This window comes from Williamsia sp. D3 (assembly GCF_000506245.1).
GTDB classification, from domain to species: domain Bacteria; phylum Actinomycetota; class Actinomycetes; order Mycobacteriales; family Mycobacteriaceae; genus Williamsia; species Williamsia muralis.
In genome coordinates, this window is the sequence record NZ_AYTE01000032.1 from 110,203 (window position 1) to 129,069 (window position 18,867).

The following is an 18,867-nucleotide window of genomic DNA, read 5'->3' on the forward strand; positions in this document are numbered from 1 at the left end:
GTAGAACCGTTGAAGGAGTACCGCGCACTGTGTCCGAGCCCAGCCTTGCCCGCCTGAACATCCTGCAAGAGATCACCGCTGGCAGCGGTGACCGAGTCGAGTACTCGGCTCAGATCGACCCCGTCTTCACCATCGGGCCCAAGGTGCACGGCGGCACACTGCAGATGCTCAGCGCCAATGCGGCCCTCGCCGGCTTCCGGGCCACGGCGCCGGCCGACAAGCCCGCATCCGACGATCTCGCCGCGATGGCCATCTCCACCAACTACCTCGGTGCCCCCGACCCGGCCGAGATCACGTTGCACGTCTGGGTGCGCAAGCGCGGCCGTCGGGTGTCGCTGGTCGATGTCGAGATCCATCAGAACGGCCGCAATCTGGTCCACTCGACCGTGACGGTCGGAACACCCGATGTGGACAACCACTACTCGGCCCCCACCCCGCTCTCCGCGATCCCGGCCTCACCCACCGAAGACGTCATCTGGGTCGAGAAGAGCCCGGTCGGCGAGGTCATGCACCTCTCCGCAGTGCTCGACATCGCCATCGAGGAGCGATCACTCGCGTTCACCCGCGGGGAGAAGGCCGACCCGGTGTTCCGGATGTGGGCACGGCCCAAGGAGGCCGACCCCGACGCCCTGTTCGCGATCCTCTGCGGCGACCTGAGTGCGCCGGTGGTGATGAACCTGAATCTGTTCGGCTGGGCGCCCACCATGCAGTTGACGACGTATCTGCGACGTCGGCCCGCGCCCGGATGGCTGCGTATCCAGGCCTCGAGCACCGAGGTCGGGCACGGCTGGTTCGAAGAGGACCACGTGGTCCTCGACTCCACGGGCCAGGTTGTCGTCCAATCGCGGCAACTCGCGATGATCCCGGCCGCGGGCTGACGACCACCCGGCAGCGATCCGGTCCATCGCCGGCGGGTCGTCCACACCCCGACGATCCCAGGCGACCTGCGGCGAAACAATCGGCCCCGGTGGACTCGCCAGAACACAGTGGACTCGCCAGAACACATCCACATCAGCGTGAGAAAGTGAGCAGCATGACTCAGCGAATCGCAATCATCGGCGGCGGCAAGATCGGTGAGGCGCTGCTGGCCGGCTTGATCAAGACCGGCAAGCCGACCAAGGATTTGGTCGTGGCGGAAAAGTCGACGCGCCGGGCCAAAGAGATCACCGAGGACTACGGGGTGCGCGTCACCGACATCCCCGACGCTGTCGAGGGCGCCAACATCGTTGTCCTCGCGGTCAAGCCGGGTGATGTCGACGCCGTCCTGTCGATCATCGCCGACGTCGAGGATGTCGGTGAGGCCGAGCGTCTCACCGTCACTCTCGTCGGCGGATTGCCGATGCTGAAGTACGAGAACGCTCTGCCTGCCGGCGCGCCGGTGGTGCGCGTGATGCCCAACACGCCGATGCTGGTCGGCGAGGCCATGTGCGGGATCGCGGCGGGTCGGTACGCCACCGACGAGCACGTGGCCACCGTGGTGACGCTGCTCGAGACCGTCGGCAAGGTGGTGGTCGTCCCGGAGAGGCAGATGGATGCCATCACCGCGCTGTCCGGATCGGGGCCTGCCTACGTCTTCTTGCTCGCCGAGGCGATGATCGACGCCGGCGTGTCGATGGGGCTGACGCGGTCGATGGCCACCGAACTCGCCGCGCAGACCGTGCGTGGTGCCGGCGTACTGCTGACCGACTCGGGGGTTTCGCCGGTGGATCTGCGCGCGGCCGTGACCTCACCGGCGGGCACCACCGCCGAGGCCCTGCGTGAACTCGAGCGCTACGGCATGCGTCATGCGGTGTCCGAGGCGATGCGGGCGAATGCGGCCAAGAGCGAGGCGACCGGCCGCGCTGTGCTGGCGAACATCGAGACGTCCTGAATCGTCGTCAGGCACCGCGCCGGGGCGATCTCATGCGACAAAATCGACCCAGTTACCTACACACGTCGCATTGACCCCACCCGCCACGCTAAGCTTCGGGGAGCACGTGCGTGTCTGGAGTCCGCCGGAGGGGAAGCCGAGCGGCCGCGACGCGTGCCCCGGAGGTATGAAAATTTCATGGCATCTGCAAGCAAGTCAGGTGACAACGCCGGTGGTGGAACTCAGTTCCTGACCGTCGCGGAGGTCGCATCACTGATGCGCGTCTCGAAGATGACCGTGTACCGCCTGGTGCACAACGGAGAGTTGCCCGCGGTACGCGTGGGCCGTTCCTTCCGAGTGCACGCCAAGGCAGTCCACGATTACCTCGAAACGTCGTACTTCGACGCCGGTTAGGCCTCACGAGGCATACCCGACGGGCTGGGCCGCCACGGTGGCCCGGTCCGCGTCGGCCATTGGATCGAAGACCGCCGCGGTGGATTTCGTGACGAGTACGGTGGCGCGGTAAGGTCGGTAGTCGACCCGTTCGCCTGTGTTCTGGCGTACGACGTTATGTGAGCCAGCCTCGTTGGACGGCAAAACCTTGAAGGACCATCGGTCAGATCGTGAGGAAGTTCCCACATGGGTTCAGTGATCAAGAAGCGCCGCAAGCGCATGTCGAAGAAGAAGCACCGCAAGTTGCTGCGTCGCACCCGGGTGCAGCGCAGAAAACTCGGTAAGTGAGTTTTCTTTTTCGTTCAGAACCCGCCGACATATCGGCGGGTTTTGTTTTGCCCGGATAAAGGCTGTCTCGCCTGATGTGCCCGGCGGAAAATTACTGAGCCACTGACTGGATGAAGACGGGCAAAGTTCCGTACGCTGGGCACATGGTCGAGGGTGGGGATGTGGCGGATACAACGCCGCGCGTTGTGTTGGTGACCGGCGCATCGACTTTTCTCGGCGGATATCTGACCACTCGTCTGGCGCAGAATCCCGACATCGACCGGGTGATCGCCGTCGACTCGCGGGCCCCTTCCAAAGACATGTTGCGACGTTTCGGTCGCGCCGAGTTCGTCCGGGTGGACATCCGGCGTTCGGCGATCGCGAAGGTGATCGACAAGGCCGGTGTGGACACCGTGGTGCACGCCGCGACCTCGGTGATGGATACCGTGGGTCATTCGCCTGCCATCAAAGAGTTCAACGTCATCGGCACGATGCAGCTGTGCGCCGCCTGCCAGCGCAGCCCGACGGTCAAGCGTTTTGTCGTCCGCTCGTCCGGCATGATCTACGGCGCCAGTTCGGCCGACCCCGCGCATTTCTCCGAAGACACCCATGCCCGGCGTGAGCCGACACACGGTTATGCCCGTGACCTGCTCGACGTCGAGGGTTACGCCCGAGGCCTCGGCCGCAGGCGACCCGACATGTCCGTCACCATCCTGCGGTTGTCGGCGATGCTCGGACCGCAGATCTCCACCCGCATGAGCAAGTACTTCTCGGCCACGGTGATCCCGGTGGTGATCGGTCACGAACCGCGACTGCAGTTCCTCCATGAAGAAGACGCCCTGTCGGCGCTCGAGCACGCGACTCTCGCCGGTCGCGCCGGCACGTTCAACATCGCCGCCGATGGTGTGGTGACACTCAGTCAAGCGGTGCGACGGGCGGGCCGCGTCGCTCTGCCGGTCCCGGGCCGGATGTTGGGAACGGTCGCCGGGGTCTACCGCGGCATGCGCGTTGCCCCGTTCCATGGCGATCAGGCCGACTACCTGACGTTCGGTCGGGTGCTCGACACCACCCGGATGCGCACCGAACTCGGCTTCGAGCCGAAGTACACCAGCCTGGAGACGTTCGACGACTTCTTGTCCCGAAAACCGTTGGAGCCGGTGATCTCACCGGCGGCCTGGCGGCGCTTGGAGCAGTGGATAGCCCAGGCCGCGAAGCAGCTGACGTGAGCCGGGCGACTGGAGAAGGTAAGTTCATCCGATGCCTGGCGCGGGGGCGACCATGGCGGGGACAATCGACAAATGTTCGACACGACCACGTAGGGGCGGCGGGCATCATGCTTGAGGGAGGTGGGTGATCGTGCAGAATCGGAATCGTACGTCCGACGCGCGAACGGCCAAGGTGATCCAGCTGTACTCGAGTTCGCCGGGCCCCGGTGGACAGCCGCGTCGTCGGCATCCGTCCCAGACCAACGGGCATCCAGTCAAACCTGCTGCGCCACAACAACACCCGAATCACCGCGGACATCCGAACACCGATGAGTTCGTGCAGGCGCCGGTCACCCCGATCAGCGAGGACGTGCGCGCACAGCTCGAGGCCGGACGGTTCGAGCAGGCCGCCGAGATGTCGTCGAACTTCCTGAACCTCGACGGTGTCCGGCAGACGATCGCCGACACGATCACCGGAGCCGCCGGGTACGTGCGTCAGCGCGTGACCGGTGACTACGAGGTGGACGACTTCGGCTTCGACGCCCACTTCACCGAGTCGGTGTGGCTCCCCGCCTTGCGGGTCTTGTTCGACAAGTGGTTCCGGGTCGACGTGAGCGGTATCGAGAACCTGCCGCTCGACGGTGGGGGACTCCTGGTGGCCAATCACGCCGGCACCATCCCCATCGATGCCTTGATGACCTCGGTTGCCGTGCACGACTACCACCCGAGGAATCGGCACCTGCGCGTGCTCGCCGCGGACCTCGCCTTCGACACCCCGGTCATCGGCGACATAGCGCGCCGCACGGGGTCCACCCTCGCCTGCACCGCCGACGCACAGAAGTTGCTGCGCGGCGGCGAGCTGACCGCAGTGTGGCCGGAAGGTTTCAAGGGCATCGGCAAGCTCTACAAGGACCGCTACAAGTTGCAGCGCTTCGGTCGCGGCGGCTTCGTCACCACGGCGCTGCGTGCCAAGGTCCCGATCATCCCGGTGTCGATCGTCGGGTCCGAAGAGATCTATCCGATGCTCAACGACCTGAAGCCGATCGCCCGCCTGCTCGGTCTGCCCTACATCCCGATCACGCCGACGTTCCCGCTGCTCGGTCCGCTCGGTCTGGTGCCTTTGCCGTCCAAGTGGCAGATCCACTTCGGTACCCCGATCGAGACCGGCCACTTCGACGATCAGGCCGCCGACGATCCGATGGTGGTGTTCGACCTCACCGACAACGTGCGCGAAGACATCCAGCAGACGCTGTTCCGCATGCTCAGCCGTCGATCGAGCATCTACTTCGGCTGACCCTCACCCCCACCCCCCGATGATGTGCTGTTATGGCGAACAAAACCCCAGGTGGGCTCCGCCATAAGGGCACATCATCGCCGAGGAGTTGGGTATGACGACTGTGATCGACGGACTGGACCGGCGACTGGAGCCGTGGCGCAACCACCTCGGCCCAGATTGGGCTGCTTACCGGGGTCACGCCGCACGGGTGCTGGCGTTATGCGACGAGTTACACGCCATCTCGCCGCGCGCGTCGTCATCGCCCGTGCCAAGCACCAGCGAAGAGTTCCTCACGGCCGCCGCGTTCCACGACCTCGGGATCTGGACGGCCGGCACATTCGACTATCTGCCACCATCGGCCGATCTGGCCGTCTCGTGGTTGCATGACCACGGCCGCGACGACCTCAGGACGATCGTGACGGAAATGGTCTATCACCATCACAAGGTCCGGCGTGCCGCGCCGCCGGCATCACCGGTGGAGATGTTCCGGCGCGCTGACGCGATCGACGTCAGCCTCGGTGTGGTCCGGTTCGGGGTTCCCAGACGGCGGTACCGCCAGATTTCAGAGCGGCTGCCCGACAACGGGTTTCACCGCCGCCTCATCGCACTCACGGTAGATCGCGTCAAGACCCATCCGACCTCGCCGCTGCCCATGTTCAGTTGGTGACCCGCCTGAACCCCATGATGTGCTGTTGTGGCGAACAAAACCCCAGGTGAGCTCCGCCACAAGGGCACATCATCGGGGGGCGGGCGCAGTCAGCGGCGTAGGTGGCGGACTGCGGCAGCAGCGCCACCACCGGCCGCGCCGAGCAGCACGGCTGTCGGCACGCCGATCTTCGCGGCTTTCCGGGCCGTGCGGTAGTCGCGGATCTCCCAGCCACGCACCCGGGCGACCTCACGCAGGTCGGCGTCGGGATTGATGGCCACGGCGGTGCCGACCAGCGACAGCATCGGGACGTCGTTGTGCGAGTCGGAGTACGCCGTGCAGCGCTTGAGGTTCAGACCCTCGCGGATCGCGAGGGTGCGGACGGCATGCGCCTTGCCTAGCCCGTGCAGGATGTCGCCCACCAGCCGTCCGGTGAACACCCCGTCGACGCTCTCGGCGACCGTGCCCAATGCCCCGGTCAGTCCGAGCCGGTCTGCGATGGTCTGGGCCAGCTCCACCGGTGTCGCGGTGACCAGCCACACCTGCTGTCCGGCGTCGAGGTGCATCTGCGCAAGGGTGCGGGTGCCGGGCCAGATCTTGTCGGCGATGAACTCGTCGAAGATCTCCTCGCCGAGCCGCACGAGTTCGTCGGTCTCGCGCCCGGCGATGAAGGACAGCGCCTTCTCCCGCCCCTGCGCGACGTCCTCGGAGTTCTCCCGGCCGGTCATCCGGAATTTCGCCTGCGCCCAGACGAATTCCATCACGTCGCGGTAGCTGAAGTAGTCGCGTGCGGCGAGGCCGCGGGCGAAATGCACGATCGACGCGCCTTGAACAAGTGTGTTGTCGACGTCGAAGAACGCCGCAGCTGTGAGGTCCGGCGGGACGTCGGTCGGCGTTCCGGGCTCGTCGGATTCCAGGAATGTCGAAGGCTCGCTCTCGTCGAGGCCGCGTTCCCGCAGCTTCGACGACGCGGCCCGAGCACTGGCCTCGCCGGCGAGCGACTGGCGCAATTCGGCTGCCGACTGACGGAAACGCCCGACCCGGCTCGTCAACGGGGAGAGCGGGCCGGCCGTGGAGGTGGGTCGCAGTCGCTGCCCGTGGTCGCCGGCGGGCCGGTCGTCGAGGTCGTCGTCCCCCGAATCGTCATCGAGGTCGTCATCCCTGAAATCGTCTTCGGGGGAGTCGTCGTCCGGACCGTCCCCGGGCAGCTCACGCCGTTGGTCATCAGGCCCGTGGTCGTCGCCGTGCTCGGTGCGGGAACCGGCATCGTCCTCGCCGTCGGCGTCCCCACTGCCCGGAGTTGTGCTCACTCCATCGCCTCCTGTCGGTCGGTGCCAAGCCTAGTCGCCGATGCCTGCAACACTGGCAGGGTGAGGATCACGTTGCTGTCCCGGGCGGGTTGTGCCGCCTGTGCCCGTGCCAGGGCCGATCTGCGGCCGGTTGTCGACGAGTTCGAGGTGGAGTTCGACGAGGTCGACGTCGATGCCGTCGCGGCCACCGATCCATCCCTGCGCGCCGAGTTCGGAGACCGGTTGCCGGTGATCTTGCTCGACGATCGTGAGCATAGCTACTGGGATGCCGATATTCCCAGGTTGAGGGCCGATTTGCGGGGCGCCGCCGGACACTAGTCCAGACGCATGGCCAGAAGAACCGCAGCCGAGTTTGTGAATCGATTCACAAGCGGTACCGTAATGCCTCGAGTTGGTGTTGAACCTGCCATGAGCAGGTGAAGCGCACCGGAGTCCGCAAAGCCGCGGACGATGCAGCCCAGAAGAAAGACGGACGCATGGCCAAGAGTTCGGCGGGGTTCAACGCCCAGTCCGAGATCCCCAGCGCCTCGGTCGCCCGATTGGCCACCTACCTCCACGTTCTGCGTTCGCTGAGCGAGAGCGGCGCGATGGTGGTGTCGTCCGGTCAGCTGGCCACCGCAGCGGGGGTCAACCCGGCGATCCTGCGCAAAGACCTCTCCCACGTCGGGTCGGGCGGAGTCCGCGGCGTCGGCTACGACGTCGGCCGGCTGATCGCCCGGATCGCCTTGGCCCTCGGAGTCGAGCACAACCACAACGTGGTTTTGGCCGGCGCCGGCCACCTCGGCAAGGCACTGCTGGGCCGGGTGGGATTCGAGCGACGCGGGATCAAGATCGTTGCCATGTTCGACGCCGATCCCGAGCTGGTCGGGACGACGATCACCGCGGCCGAGGGTGAGTTGGCCGTGCGGGCGCTCGACGAGATCGGCGACATCTGCCAGGAGCACGGGGTGGAGATCGCGGTCCTTGCGACCCCCGACGCCGACGCCCAGGCCACCTGCGACGCATTCGTCGAGGCCGGGGTGCACCAGATCCTGAACTTCACCGCGCTCTCGCCGCACGTCCCCGAGCACGTGTACGTGCGGCCGGTGGACTTCGCGCTCGAGCTACAGGTGATGGCCTTCAACGCGGCCCGACGGCACAATGCGGACTCCGCGGTGGTGCCACGCGAGCAGCGCAGTAGTGGACGTGCCCCGAGGAGTGGGGCGAAGACGAGAGCACGATCAGATCAGAGATCGGTGGGCGTGTGAGTATTTTCCTGTTCGGCGTTTCGCATCGCAGCGCGCCGGTACCGATCCTCGAGCGACTCGCCGTCACCGACGACGACCGTCCGAAGATCATCGACGATCTGCTGGCCAGTCCGCAGATCAGTGAGGCGATGATCGTCTCGACGTGCAACCGCGTCGAGGTGTACGCCGTGGTCGACGCCTTCCACCCGGCCCTCGAGGCCGTGGGTGAGGTCATGGGCAAACACTCGGGCATGACGGTCAACGAGATGACCAAGTACGCCTACGTGCGGTACTCCGAAGCCGTTGTCGAGCACCTGTTCTCGGTCGCCGCGGGCCTGGACTCGATGGTGGTGGGCGAGCAGCAGATTCTCGGCCAGATCCGGTCGTCCTACGCCAGCGCCGACGCGAACCGCTCGGCCGGGCGAGTGCTGCACGAGCTGGCGCAGCAGGCGTTGCGAGTGGGCAAACGCGTCCACAGTGAGACCGGGCTCGACCGCGCCGGTGCATCGGTTGTGTCGGTGTCGCTCGAACGCGCGCGGAGCATTCTCGACGGCGACATCACCTCTGCCGTTGTCCTCGGAGCCGGCGCGATGGGTGGCCTGGCCGCCGCCCACCTGGCCCGATCAGGGGTGTCGGAGCTGGTGGTCGTCAACCGCACATTCGAGAAGGCACAGCATCTGGCGGCCAACGTCACCAAGAACCACGGCATCCCGGCGCGGGCGGTGCGTTTCGACGACATGACTGACGCGCTGATCGGCGCCGACGTGCTGGTGACCTGTACCGGCACCATCGGTGCGGTTGTCGGTGTCGGTGAGGTGCATTCGGCGCTCGCCCGTCGCGAGAACAGCAAACCACTGGTGATCTGTGACCTGGGATTGCCTCGTAACGTCGATCCTGCGGCCGGTCGGCTACCAGGTGTACACATCATCGATATCGAGGGTCTGCGTGGCGATGAGGCCACCAAGGCCGCCGATGCCGACGAGTTCGCCGCCCGCGAGATCGTCCTGGGTGAGCTGGCTGACTACCTGATGCATCAGCGTCAGGCCGAGGTCACCCCCACGGTCACCGCGCTGCGACAGCGCGCCGCCGAGGTGGTCCAGGCGGAGATCCTCCGGCTCGAGAGCCGGTTGCCGGGTCTGGACGACCCGCAGCGCGACGAGGTCGCCAAGACCGTCCGGCGAGTGGTCGACAAGTTGCTGCACGCGCCCACGGTGCGGGTCAAACAACTCGCGAGCACGCCGCAGGGCGACACCTACGCCGAAGCGCTTCGCGAACTCTTCGAACTCAAGCCCGGTGCGGCCGAATCGGTGTCGGCACCGGAGGTCGGGCTCGGGGACACAGCCGGACTCGGCGACACAGACGGAAAGGCCCGGTAGGACTTGAGCACCGACGAGACGAGTCCGATCCGTATCGGCACCCGTGGTTCGCTGCTGGCCACCACTCAGGCCGGCGACATCCGCGACGCACTGATCAAGGCCGGCCACCCTGCCGAACTGGTGATCATCAAGACCGCGGGAGACCTGTCGGCCGCACCGGTCCAGCAGATCGGCGTCGGGGTGTTCACCACGGCGATCCGGCTGGCGTTGACCGCGGGCGAAGTGGACGTCGCCGTGCACTCCTACAAGGACCTCCCGACGGCCCCTGAACCCGGGCTGCACATCGCCGCCACCCCGCCCCGCGAAGATCCACGAGATGCGCTGGTCGCAGCGGGTGGCAAGGTGCTCGGCGAGCTCCTGCCGGGAGCCACTGTCGGAACCTCCGCGCCGCGCCGGGCGGCGCAGCTTAGAGCATTGGGTCTCGGTTTGGAAATCCGCCCCCTACGAGGCAACCTTGATTCTCGGTTGGGCAAAGTCGCGAGCGGCGAACTCGACGCGGTGGTAGTGGCTCGAGCAGGACTGGTACGCATCGGACGGGCCGACGAGGTCACCGAAGCGCTGGATCCGGTTCAGATGCTGCCGGCGCCCGCACAGGGCGCCTTGGCCGTGGAGTGCCGCGCAGACGATGCCCGACTGGTGAGCATTCTCGCCGAGTTGGACGATCCGTCCACCCGTGCGGCGATTGACGCCGAACGTGCAGTGCTGGGGGCCCTCGAGGCCGGATGCACCGCACCGGTCGGTGCGATGGCCGAGGTGGTCGAGTCGATTGACGAGGACGGACGCATTTTCACCGAACTGTCGCTGAGGGCGACGGTCGTGGCCGAAGACGGATCGGACGCGGTCAAGGCCTCGGTGGTGGGCCCGGTCGAACGAGCGGCCGAACTGGGCCGAGAACTCGCCGCAGAACTGCTGGATCAGGGAGCAAGACAGCTTCTCTAGAAACAGTGGGCCGAGCTACAGCCCCACGGGGCAGGAGTGCTGAGCATGAGCCGTAACAAAAAGGCCACCACCCCCGGTCGCATTCTCTTTGTCGGGGCAGGCCCGGGCGATCCCGGACTGCTGACCGTCCGCGCCCGGACCGCGATCGAGAACGCCGTGACGGTGTTCATCGATCCCGACGTACCGTCCGCGGTCGTCGAACAGATCGGTGTCGGCTGGGGTGAGCAGGCCTCATCGAAGAGTTCGTCGACCGGTGTGACCCGCTCGGGCAAACAAGACATTAGCGGCGGCGAGCAACGCGATTCGCAGGGGGGTGATCCCCAGGACGCCGACGGCACTGCCGCATCCGGGTCCGGTGCCGATTCGGCAGACGACTCGATGGGCAATGTGCGTCCCGCGCTGGGTGATCCCGCCGAGGTCGCCAAGACTCTCGTCGCCACCGCCAAGGACGGCCACGACGTCGTCCGGCTGGTGGCAGGCGACCCTCTGACCACCGATGCGGTGCTGGCCGAGGTGAATGCCGTCGCCCGTACCCAGGTGCAGTTCGAGGTCATCCCGGGACTGCCTGCGACGGCCGCTGTGCCGAGCTACGCGGGTATGCCGCTGGGTTCGGGACACACCGAGGCCGATGTCCGCGGAGAGGTCGATTGGGCGGCACTCGCCGCCGCTCCCGGACCTCTTGTGCTCCACGCCACCTCGGGTCATCTCGCCGAGACCGCCAGTGCACTCACCGAGCACGGCCTGGCCGCGCAGACGCCCGCCGCCATCACCGTCAACGGCACCACCTGCCAGCAGCGCACCATCGAGGCGGCGCTGGCCACGCTCAACGAGAGCGGAAGCGCCCTCACCGGACCGCTGATCGTCACCATCGGCAAGGTGGTCACCCAGCGCGGCAAGTTGAGCTGGTGGGAATCGCGCGCGCTGTACGGCTGGACCGTTCTGGTGCCGCGTACCAAGGATCAGGCGGGCGACATGTCCGATCGGCTGGTCACGCACGGGGCCATCCCGATGGAGGTCCCGACGATCGCGGTGGAACCGCCGCGTAGTCCCGCCCAGATGGAACGTGCCGTCAAGGGTCTGGTCGACGGCCGTTACCAGTGGGTGGTGTTCACCTCCACGAACGCTGTCCGCGCAGTGTGGGACAAGTTCGCCGAATTCGGTTTGGACGCACGAGCTTTCAGTGGCGTGAAGATCGCCTGTGTGGGCGAGGCGACAGCGGAGAAGGTGCGCGGCTTCGGCATCAACCCCGAGCTGCTGCCCTCCGGCGAGCAGTCCTCGCTGGGACTGCTCGAGGACTTCCCGCCGTACGACGACGTCTTCGATCCGGTGAACCGGATCCTGCTGCCCCGTGCCGACATCGCCACCGAGACGCTTTCGGAGGGGCTGCGTGGCCGTGGCTGGGAGATCGACGACGTCACCGCGTACCGCACGGTCCGCGCCGCGCCGCCGCCCGCCGAGACCCGCGAGATGATCAAGACCGGTGGGTTCGACGCGGTCTGCTTCACCTCGAGCTCCACGGTGCGCAACCTGGTGGGTATCGCGGGTAAACCGCACGCCCGCACCATTGTTGCGTGCATCGGCCCGAAGACGGCCGAGACCGCCACCGAGTTCGGCCTGCGGGTCGACGTGCGGCCGGAGAACGCATCGGTGCACGAGTTGGTGGACGCGCTCGCCGAGCACGCCGCTCGCCTGCGTGCCGAGGGTGCGCTGCCTCCGCCGCGCAAGAAGGCCCGCCGCTCACGCTCGTAGGCTGGAGGACATGACCTCACCGATCGATCGTCCCAGGCGTCTTCGTACCACTCCGGCCATGCGTCGGATGGTCGCCGAAACCTCCTTGGAGCCAAGGCATCTGGTGTTGCCGATGTTCGTGGCCGCGGGGATCGACGAGCCGCGGCCCATCAGCAGCATGCCCGGGGTCGTCCAGCACACACCGGATTCACTCCGCAAGGCCGCGGTCACGGCAGTGGGATCAGGTGTGGGTGGTCTGATGCTTTTCGGTGTTCCTGCCGAGGGCGACAAGGATGCCGTCGGGAGCGTCGGGACCGATCCGGATGGTGTGCTCAATTCGGCTCTGCGACTCCTGAAGTCCGAGCTCGGCGACTCGACTGTCCTGATGGCCGACACCTGCCTCGACGAGTTCACCGACCACGGGCACTGCGGTGTGCTCGCCGATGACGGCACCGTCGACAACGACGCCACCTTGCTGCGCTACGCCGAGATGGCTGTGGTGCAGGCGCAGTCGGGCGCGCACCTGGTGGGGCCGAGCGGGATGATGGATGGTCAGGTGGCCGTGATCCGTTCGGCACTCGACGATGCGGGATACACCGACACCGGGATCCTCGCCTACACCGCCAAGTACTCGTCGGCCTTCTATGGCCCGTTCCGGGAGGCCGTCGGCTCGTCGCTGCGTGGCGACCGCAAGTCCTACCAGCAAGATCCCGCCAACCTGCGCGAGGCGATGCGCGAACTCGAACTCGACCTGTCCGAGGGCGCCGACATCGTGATGGTGAAACCGGCCATGTCGTACCTGGATGTGTTGCGACGGGTGGCCGACGTGGCCGATGTCCCGGTCGCGGCCTACCAGATCTCGGGGGAGTACGCAATGATCACCGCGGCGGCCGAACGCGGCTGGATCGACCGCGATGCCGCCATCCTCGAGTCACTCACCTCCATCCGGCGCGCCGGTGCCGACATCGTGCTGACGTACTGGGCGCACGAGGTCGCCGACAAACTCCGTTGACCGTGCCGATAACCCCGCCGACCGTGCCCACAACCCCGCTCACCGTGCCGATAACCCCGCTCACCGTGCCGATAACCGCGTCGACCGGGCCGTCAGCGTCCATTCACGGCGCATGGCCGGGCGAGCGTTGTGACGCCCGCGCGCAGCCGCTCGCCCGACCTCTAGGCTGGTGCCCATGTCCGTGACTCCACCGTCCTACAGCCAGGGCCCGTACGGCGGCTCCTCGCCCGAGTCACCGAACAAGCCGGCTCTGGCCAGCCCGATGGCCATCGCCACCGAACTGTGGGCGCTGATCATCTTGGCGCAGTGCGTGGTTTTCGGTGGTCAGTACCAAGTGGCCTTCGATGCCGCCGACGAGGTGTCCCGGGACATGCCTGAGGGTGAGCTCCCCGATGGCGCCATCTGGGTGGTGTACGTCGTCGTGGGGCTGACCCTTGCCGCGGCGTTCGGGGTGCTCGCGTGGCTCGCCCGGTCCGGGCGGAATTGGGCCCGCCTGGTGCTCGGTTTCGTCAGTTTCTATCTCGTTGTGCAGACCGTGTCGGCGTTCTTCATCGAAGAGGCCGATCATTGGACGATGATCCCGACCGTCATCGGCGGAGTCGCGGCACTCGGCGCGGGTGTCCTGCTGATGCATCGGGACTCGGACAAGTACTGCAAAGACATGGCGGCGTGGCGAAAGGGTCAGTCGCACAAGGGCGGGCAGGCGCCGTGGCCGCAGGGCCCGCAGAGTGGCTATCCGCCCAACCCCGGTTACCCGAACCCCTACCAGCAGTACCCGCAGCAGCCTATCAGCAGCAGTACTACGGGGCGCCGGGGTACCAGCAGGGTGGATACCAGCACCCCGCGGGTCCGGACAACAGTCCGCCTGTGGAGCCCGGCAACACCGATCCGAGACGTTCTGACGACGCCGGATCAGATACAGGAGAACGCAAGTGAGCACCGAGTCCGTGAACCCGGGCGTGCCCCCGAACACCGTTGTGTGGGCGTATCGGTTGTGGCTTGCGTCCGGCGTCCTGCTCGCGCTGTGGGGTCTGTTCCAGATCGCCCTGGTGCGAACCGGGACCAGCGTGGTCTTCGGGGTGTTCTTCATCCTTGTCGGGGCTGCCCTGGTGTGGGCCGGCCGGCAGGCGTACGCCGGTGACCCGCGCTGGCGGTCGGCGGTGTCGGTCCTGACGCTGATGCTCGTCGCCATCGGGATCTTCGCCTCGATGCTCTACTCGCTGCCGATGGTCCCCGCACTCCTCTTCGCGTTGATCGGACTGTCCGGTTCGCTGACCGCCAACCGCCCCACGTCCGAGCCCTGGTTCGCTCGCCGGTGTGGGACTGCCCCATGAGTGACGAGACACCCGACCACGAGGCCGAGACGCCGGAGGCCGAAGGCGAGGTCTTGTTCTACGAACCCGGCGGCAGCTGGTGGGTGGTCTCCATCGGCCCGCTCCTGTGTCTTGCCCTGCTCATCGTCGAGATCTTCGGTGAAGGCAAGGTGCACTGGCTCGCGCTCCTGATCTTCGCCGCCGTGATCGGCGGGTTCTCGCTCATCCAGGTGTACGCGGCTCGGTCACACGTCACGGTCCGGCTGACCGAGACCACCCTGCGTCAGGGCGCTCAGACCATCGCGCTCGACGAGATCGACGAGATCTTTCCGCAGAACAACAGCCCCGAACATCAGAAGTGGGAGAGCGCTCCTGCCCTCGGTGAACTTACTGCCGTGCCGCGGCGACGCAAGGGTGTGGGCATCCAGTTGCGCAGCGGCAGACTGGCGCAGGCGTGGGCCCGTGACGTCGACCATTTCCGGTCGGAACTGACCCAGGCTCACCAGGCTATCGCCCTGGGGCTCGGTCCGAAGAAGTCCACTTCACTCCAGAAACCCAAGCCGAAACCGAAGAAGTCCCCGCCACCGGTACATGGTGACGAGGACTCTTCGTAGGTACAGCTCTAGCTGAGCTGGTCTTCGACCATCGCTGTCTTGAGCAGTTCTTCTGGCACCGCGAACCCGTCGACGAGCGTGCGGGCATGCGGACGCAGTGCCGCACACAGGTCGTTGACGCCGCGGCGGATTGCCTTGGCGCGTTCCACCGAGATGTGCCGGTGCATCAGGAACCATTCGAGGTCTGCCTCGAGAGCCGAGTAGACGTAAAGGTCGCAGACCTTGCCGAGGAGTTCGGTTCCGGCCTTGCTGTCGCACTTGTCGATGGCCTCGATGAACGACTCGAGCACCACCCGTTCGATGTGCGCCGTACCGACTTTCAGCAGATGGTCCTGAGCCCCGTTGAACACCTCGAACGGGTCGGCGTCGTCGTCGGTCGCCCGACGCAAACGGTTGGCGCAGGTCCGCAGGAGATGGTCTTCGCGGTTGCGGAACAGCCGGATCTGGGTGCCGCGGTTGGTCAGCTCGGACTCTTCGGGATCTTCGCCAGAGGTGTCCATCAGGGTCTGGACCACCTGGCGCGCAGCGGACTTCTCCAGGAACACGTCGCGGGCCATCCCCGCGATGAACCGTGCCCAGCCCACGGTGTTGAGCCCGCGGACGTCTTGGGCGTACGCCGACAGCAGCTCTTTGGCGACGAGCTGCGTGAGGACCGTGTTGTCGCCTTCGAAGGTGGTGAACACGTCGATGTCGCCGCGCATGATCGACAACTGGTTCTCGTCGAGATAACCGGCGCCACCGGTGGCTTCGCGGCAGACGTTGATGGTGTGTGAGGCGTGCCAGGTGGTCATCGCCTTCAGGCCGGCGGCAGCACCTTCGAGTTGACGCTGACGATCCTCGTCGAGATCTTCGGCGGACTGCAATTCGTGCAGTTCCTCGATGATCTCGTTCTGTGCGAACGCCAGCGCGTACGACTTCGCGATGAGGGGCAACAGCTTTCGCTGATGTGCCAGATAGTCCATGATGACGATCTCGTCGTCGGAGTCCGGCTGCTCGAACTGCCTACGCACCAATCCGTATCGGGTCGCGATGGTCAGCGCTTTGCGGCCCGCGGCACCGGCCGTGGCCGCGACGCTGACCCGGCCCCGGATGAGGGTGCCGAGCATCGTGAAGAACCGGCGGTTCTCGTTCTCGATGGGCGAACTGTAGGTGCCGTCCTCGGCGACGTCGGCGTAGCGGTTGAGCAGGTTCTCGCGGGGGATGCGCACGCGGTCGAAGACGATGCGGCCGTTGTCGACTCCCGCCAGGCCGCCCTTGTATCCACAGTCGCTGGTGGTGATCCCGGGGAGATCGTTGCCGTCGTCGTCACGGAGCGGGACCACAAAACAGTGCACGCCCCGGCCGGTCGGCTCCTCGTCGGGACCACCGGTCACCAGCTGGGCGAACACCGCCGCGACCTTGGCATGCTCTGCCGCGCCGCCGATGTAGTCCTTACGTGCCAGCTTGGTGTCGGAGTTGACGACGAACTCGCCGGTGGCGGTGTCGTAGGTGGCTGTGGTCTGGATTGCCTGCACATTGGAGCCGTGTCCGGTCTCGGTCATGGCGAAGCAGCCGAGCACATCGAGATTGATCAGGCCGGGTACGTACTTCTGGTGATGGACATCGGTGCCGAGGTTCTCCACCGCGCCGCCGAACAGGCCCCACTGGACTCCCGCTTTCACCATTAGCGACAGATCGGCGTAGCCGAGCAGTTCGATCGCGCTGATCGAAGCACCGATGTCGCCGGTGCCTCCGTGCTTCTCCAGGAATCCGGCGCGGGGGAACCCGTGGCCGGCCAGTTCACGCATGATCTCGAGGATGCGAGCGCGGGCCTGGTCCAACGGGAGCGACGGGTCGGGTAGCAACTCGGAACGGTTCAGCTGCTCTCGCACCGCTTCACGGGTGGACCGCCAGCGTCCGTCGAGTGCGATGCGCAGGTTGTCGACCAGCAGCTCGGTGTCTTCCTCGGGGGTCTTCTTCTCGGGTAGATCTGCGGTTCGGACCTCGGGATCGATGTCCGTCGCCGTGAAGGTGTCCGCTTCGTTCGCCGTCATGGATCCGAGGTTACCCACGAGTAAGGACTTTGAACCGGCAGTTCCGCAAACCCCCGGGGGGCACCCGTTGGGCCGGGCCTCAGGACGCTGTGACGGTGATCGCTTCGAGCCGCTCCATGATGAACTCACCTGCGACAACCGGGGGTTGGCCGTTTGCCGCACCGACGGGTGGGCCCAGTGGGGTCACCACCGCATCGTGATCGAGTTCATAAAAGAAGATGAGCGACATCAGGTCTTCGTCGGGTGCGTCGGCCTGCGGAGGCAACACGCGGTGGCGGCCTGCCGGCCATCGTCCGCCCGTCCAGTATTCGAGGAGGTCTCCGATGTTGATGGTCAGGGCCTCGGGGTCGTAGGGGGCGTCCGCCCAGCCGCCTTCCTCGGTATAGACCTGGAGACCGCCGGACCCCGGTTCGCGGTCGAGAACGGTGACGGTGCCGAAGTCGGTGTGCGCCCCGATCCGGAACTGTCCCTCCTCGGGACGACCCACCTCGGTCAGCGCGGGGTAGTGGTTGATGTTGGACGTCCACGTGGCTCGTTCGGCGCGGCCGAGGAAGTCATGTCCGGCATCGAGCCCGAGCGACGCACTCATCAGCGCGAGCAGGTCGTCGGACAGCAGCTTCATCTGACGGCAGTACTCGGTGAACAACTTGTCGAGCTCGGGCACCTCCGCCGGCCAGACGTTCGGCGGGAACCATGCTGCGTCCACCACCGGGTCACCGGTCGGGGTCTGCGCGCCGCAGTTGTAGGTCTCCTTGAGATCGGGTGGCGTCTCGCTCCCGTCGGCAGAACCGTTGGCCTCCATGCCCGGCCCGATCCATCCGCGACCACCGACGGCCACCGCGTACCGGCTCTTGACGTCGGCCGGAAGGGCGAAGAACCGGCGCGCGGCCGCTCGGAGCTCGGCGGGAAGTGCCGGATCGATGCCGTGGCCGGTGACCAGCAGGAAACCTGCTGTCTGCAGGCTCTCGTCGACCGCCCGGCACAGTGCCTCGGCTGCGTCGCCGCCCCGGCGCCACTGGGAGATGTCGACGGTGAGAATGGGGCTGCTCATCGGCCGGTCTCCTCGGCGACGCCGATGTCTTCGTTCCACAGCCCGGGGTTGCCGGCGATGAAGTCGGCCATCATGGCCACGCACCGTGGGTCGTCGACCACGGTGACCGACACACCCAGGTCGGCAAGCCAGTCCTCGCCGCCCTGGAAGTTCCGGGTCTCGCCGATGACCACCGAGCCGATGTCGAACTGACGGATGAGGCCGCTGCAGTACCAGCACGGCGCCAGCGTGGTCACCATGATGGTCGATCGGTAGTCGCGTTGCCGCCCGGCGTTGCGGAAGGCGGCGGTCTCACCGTGTACCGATGGGTCATCGTTCTGCACGCGCATGTTGTGACCACGTCCGAGCAGTGTTCCGTCGGCGGCGAACAGTGCGGCCCCGATGGGGATCCCGCCCTCGATCAGACTCTGCTGGGCTTCGGCATATGCGGTCTCGAGCAGCGTTGCGGGCGAGACGTCGATGGAGGTGCTCATGGGGACCAACGCTGCCCGTCGTGCGCAGTTGGGGCAACTGACATAGTGTCGCGGCACCGGGGGCTACGGACGTGCAATTCGTCGGTGACGAGAGGC

General features: G+C 66.4%; 20 protein-coding genes. 16 read left to right on the forward strand and 4 right to left on the reverse strand.

Features of this window, described 5'->3' with window-relative positions:
• Window positions 1-29: 29 nt before the first annotated feature.
• The 7 genes from W823_RS50785 to W823_RS50815 all read left to right on the forward strand — a co-directional run bounded on the left by W823_RS50785 (window position 30) and on the right by W823_RS50815 (window position 5,717).
• Complete coding sequence (locus tag W823_RS50785) at window positions 30-878, forward strand: thioesterase family protein (RefSeq protein WP_023961325.1); 849 nt, start codon at window positions 30-32, stop codon at window positions 876-878.
• A gap of 155 nt (window positions 879-1,033) precedes the next feature.
• Window positions 1,034-1,870 carry a pyrroline-5-carboxylate reductase gene (gene proC / locus W823_RS50790; RefSeq protein WP_023961327.1) on the forward strand — a complete coding sequence of 279 codons (837 nt, stop codon included), beginning with the start codon at window positions 1,034-1,036 and terminating at the stop codon, window positions 1,868-1,870.
• A 177-nt stretch (window positions 1,871-2,047) separates the two neighbouring features.
• Complete coding sequence (locus W823_RS50795; RefSeq protein ID WP_023961329.1) at window positions 2,048-2,263, forward strand: helix-turn-helix domain-containing protein; 216 nt, start codon at window positions 2,048-2,050, stop codon at window positions 2,261-2,263.
• Between the two features lie 225 nt (window positions 2,264-2,488).
• Window positions 2,489-2,590 carry a 30S ribosomal protein bS22 gene (locus W823_RS57470; protein ID WP_003402602.1) on the forward strand — a complete coding sequence of 34 codons (102 nt, stop codon included), beginning with the start codon at window positions 2,489-2,491 and terminating at the stop codon, window positions 2,588-2,590.
• A 143-nt stretch (window positions 2,591-2,733) separates the two neighbouring features.
• Window positions 2,734-3,795, forward strand: coding sequence for an NAD-dependent epimerase/dehydratase family protein (locus tag W823_RS50805; protein ID WP_023961333.1), 1,062 nt, complete (start codon window positions 2,734-2,736; stop codon window positions 3,793-3,795).
• A 127-nt stretch (window positions 3,796-3,922) separates the two neighbouring features.
• Window positions 3,923-5,068, forward strand: coding sequence for a lysophospholipid acyltransferase family protein (locus W823_RS50810; RefSeq protein WP_030165593.1), 1,146 nt, complete (start codon window positions 3,923-3,925; stop codon window positions 5,066-5,068).
• Window positions 5,069-5,162: 94 nt separating this feature from the next.
• Complete coding sequence (locus W823_RS50815) at window positions 5,163-5,717, forward strand: hypothetical protein (RefSeq protein WP_023961337.1); 555 nt, start codon at window positions 5,163-5,165, stop codon at window positions 5,715-5,717.
• Between the two features lie 89 nt (window positions 5,718-5,806).
• Here the strand turns inward: W823_RS50815 and W823_RS50820 are convergent, their stop codons facing one another.
• The gene (locus W823_RS50820; RefSeq protein WP_023961339.1) at window positions 5,807-7,006 is read right to left on the reverse strand and encodes an HAD family phosphatase; all 1,200 of its coding nucleotides are present in this window, start codon (window positions 7,004-7,006) and stop codon (window positions 5,807-5,809) included.
• 60 nt (window positions 7,007-7,066) lie between these two features.
• On the opposite strand from W823_RS50820, the gene W823_RS57475 reads away from it, so the two are divergent.
• The 9 genes from W823_RS57475 (at window position 7,067) to W823_RS50865 (ending at window position 15,214) form a co-directional block, all read left to right on the forward strand.
• Window positions 7,067-7,324: a glutaredoxin family protein gene (locus tag W823_RS57475; protein WP_081729881.1), complete on the forward strand. Its 258-nt coding sequence runs from the start codon at window positions 7,067-7,069 to the stop codon at window positions 7,322-7,324.
• Between the two features lie 98 nt (window positions 7,325-7,422).
• Window positions 7,423-8,253, forward strand: a complete 831-nt coding sequence (locus W823_RS50830) for a redox-sensing transcriptional repressor Rex (RefSeq protein WP_023961344.1) — start codon at window positions 7,423-7,425, stop codon at window positions 8,251-8,253.
• Window positions 8,250-9,608 carry a glutamyl-tRNA reductase gene (locus tag W823_RS50835; protein WP_023961346.1) on the forward strand — a complete coding sequence of 453 codons (1,359 nt, stop codon included), beginning with the start codon at window positions 8,250-8,252 and terminating at the stop codon, window positions 9,606-9,608. Before W823_RS50830 ends, W823_RS50835 begins: the two co-directional genes overlap by 4 nt.
• A gap of 3 nt (window positions 9,609-9,611) precedes the next feature.
• Complete coding sequence (hemC, locus tag W823_RS50840) at window positions 9,612-10,547, forward strand: hydroxymethylbilane synthase (protein WP_023961348.1); 936 nt, start codon at window positions 9,612-9,614, stop codon at window positions 10,545-10,547.
• Between the two features lie 45 nt (window positions 10,548-10,592).
• Window positions 10,593-12,296: a bifunctional uroporphyrinogen-III C-methyltransferase/uroporphyrinogen-III synthase gene (locus W823_RS50845; protein ID WP_023961350.1), complete on the forward strand. Its 1,704-nt coding sequence runs from the start codon at window positions 10,593-10,595 to the stop codon at window positions 12,294-12,296.
• A gap of 10 nt (window positions 12,297-12,306) precedes the next feature.
• Window positions 12,307-13,287: a porphobilinogen synthase gene (gene hemB / locus W823_RS50850; RefSeq protein WP_023961352.1), complete on the forward strand. Its 981-nt coding sequence runs from the start codon at window positions 12,307-12,309 to the stop codon at window positions 13,285-13,287.
• 175 nt (window positions 13,288-13,462) lie between these two features.
• Window positions 13,463-14,428, forward strand: coding sequence for a hypothetical protein (locus W823_RS59040; protein ID WP_235189634.1), 966 nt, complete (start codon window positions 13,463-13,465; stop codon window positions 14,426-14,428).
• A gap of 19 nt (window positions 14,429-14,447) precedes the next feature.
• Window positions 14,448-14,621 (forward strand): hypothetical protein, encoded by a 174-nt coding sequence (locus W823_RS59045; protein ID WP_235189635.1) that lies wholly within the window; start codon window positions 14,448-14,450, stop codon window positions 14,619-14,621.
• Window positions 14,618-15,214, forward strand: a complete 597-nt coding sequence (locus tag W823_RS50865; RefSeq protein WP_023961358.1) for a hypothetical protein — start codon at window positions 14,618-14,620, stop codon at window positions 15,212-15,214. Before W823_RS59045 ends, W823_RS50865 begins: the two co-directional genes overlap by 4 nt.
• An 8-nt stretch (window positions 15,215-15,222) precedes the next feature.
• Here W823_RS50865 and W823_RS50870 read toward each other — a convergent pair whose 3' ends face one another.
• The 3 genes from W823_RS50870 to W823_RS50880 form a co-directional block, all read right to left on the reverse strand.
• Entirely contained in the window at window positions 15,223-17,247 is a 2,025-nt protein-coding gene (locus W823_RS50870; protein WP_023961360.1) for an acyl-CoA dehydrogenase, read from the reverse strand.
• Between the two features lie 79 nt (window positions 17,248-17,326).
• Window positions 17,327-18,298, reverse strand: a complete 972-nt coding sequence (locus W823_RS50875) for an isopenicillin N synthase family oxygenase (protein WP_023961362.1) — start codon at window positions 18,296-18,298, stop codon at window positions 17,327-17,329.
• Complete coding sequence (locus W823_RS50880) at window positions 18,295-18,771, reverse strand: nucleoside deaminase (RefSeq protein WP_023961364.1); 477 nt, start codon at window positions 18,769-18,771, stop codon at window positions 18,295-18,297. The genes W823_RS50875 and W823_RS50880 overlap by 4 nt, the downstream gene beginning before the upstream one ends.
• Between the last annotated feature and the right edge of the window lie 96 nt (window positions 18,772-18,867).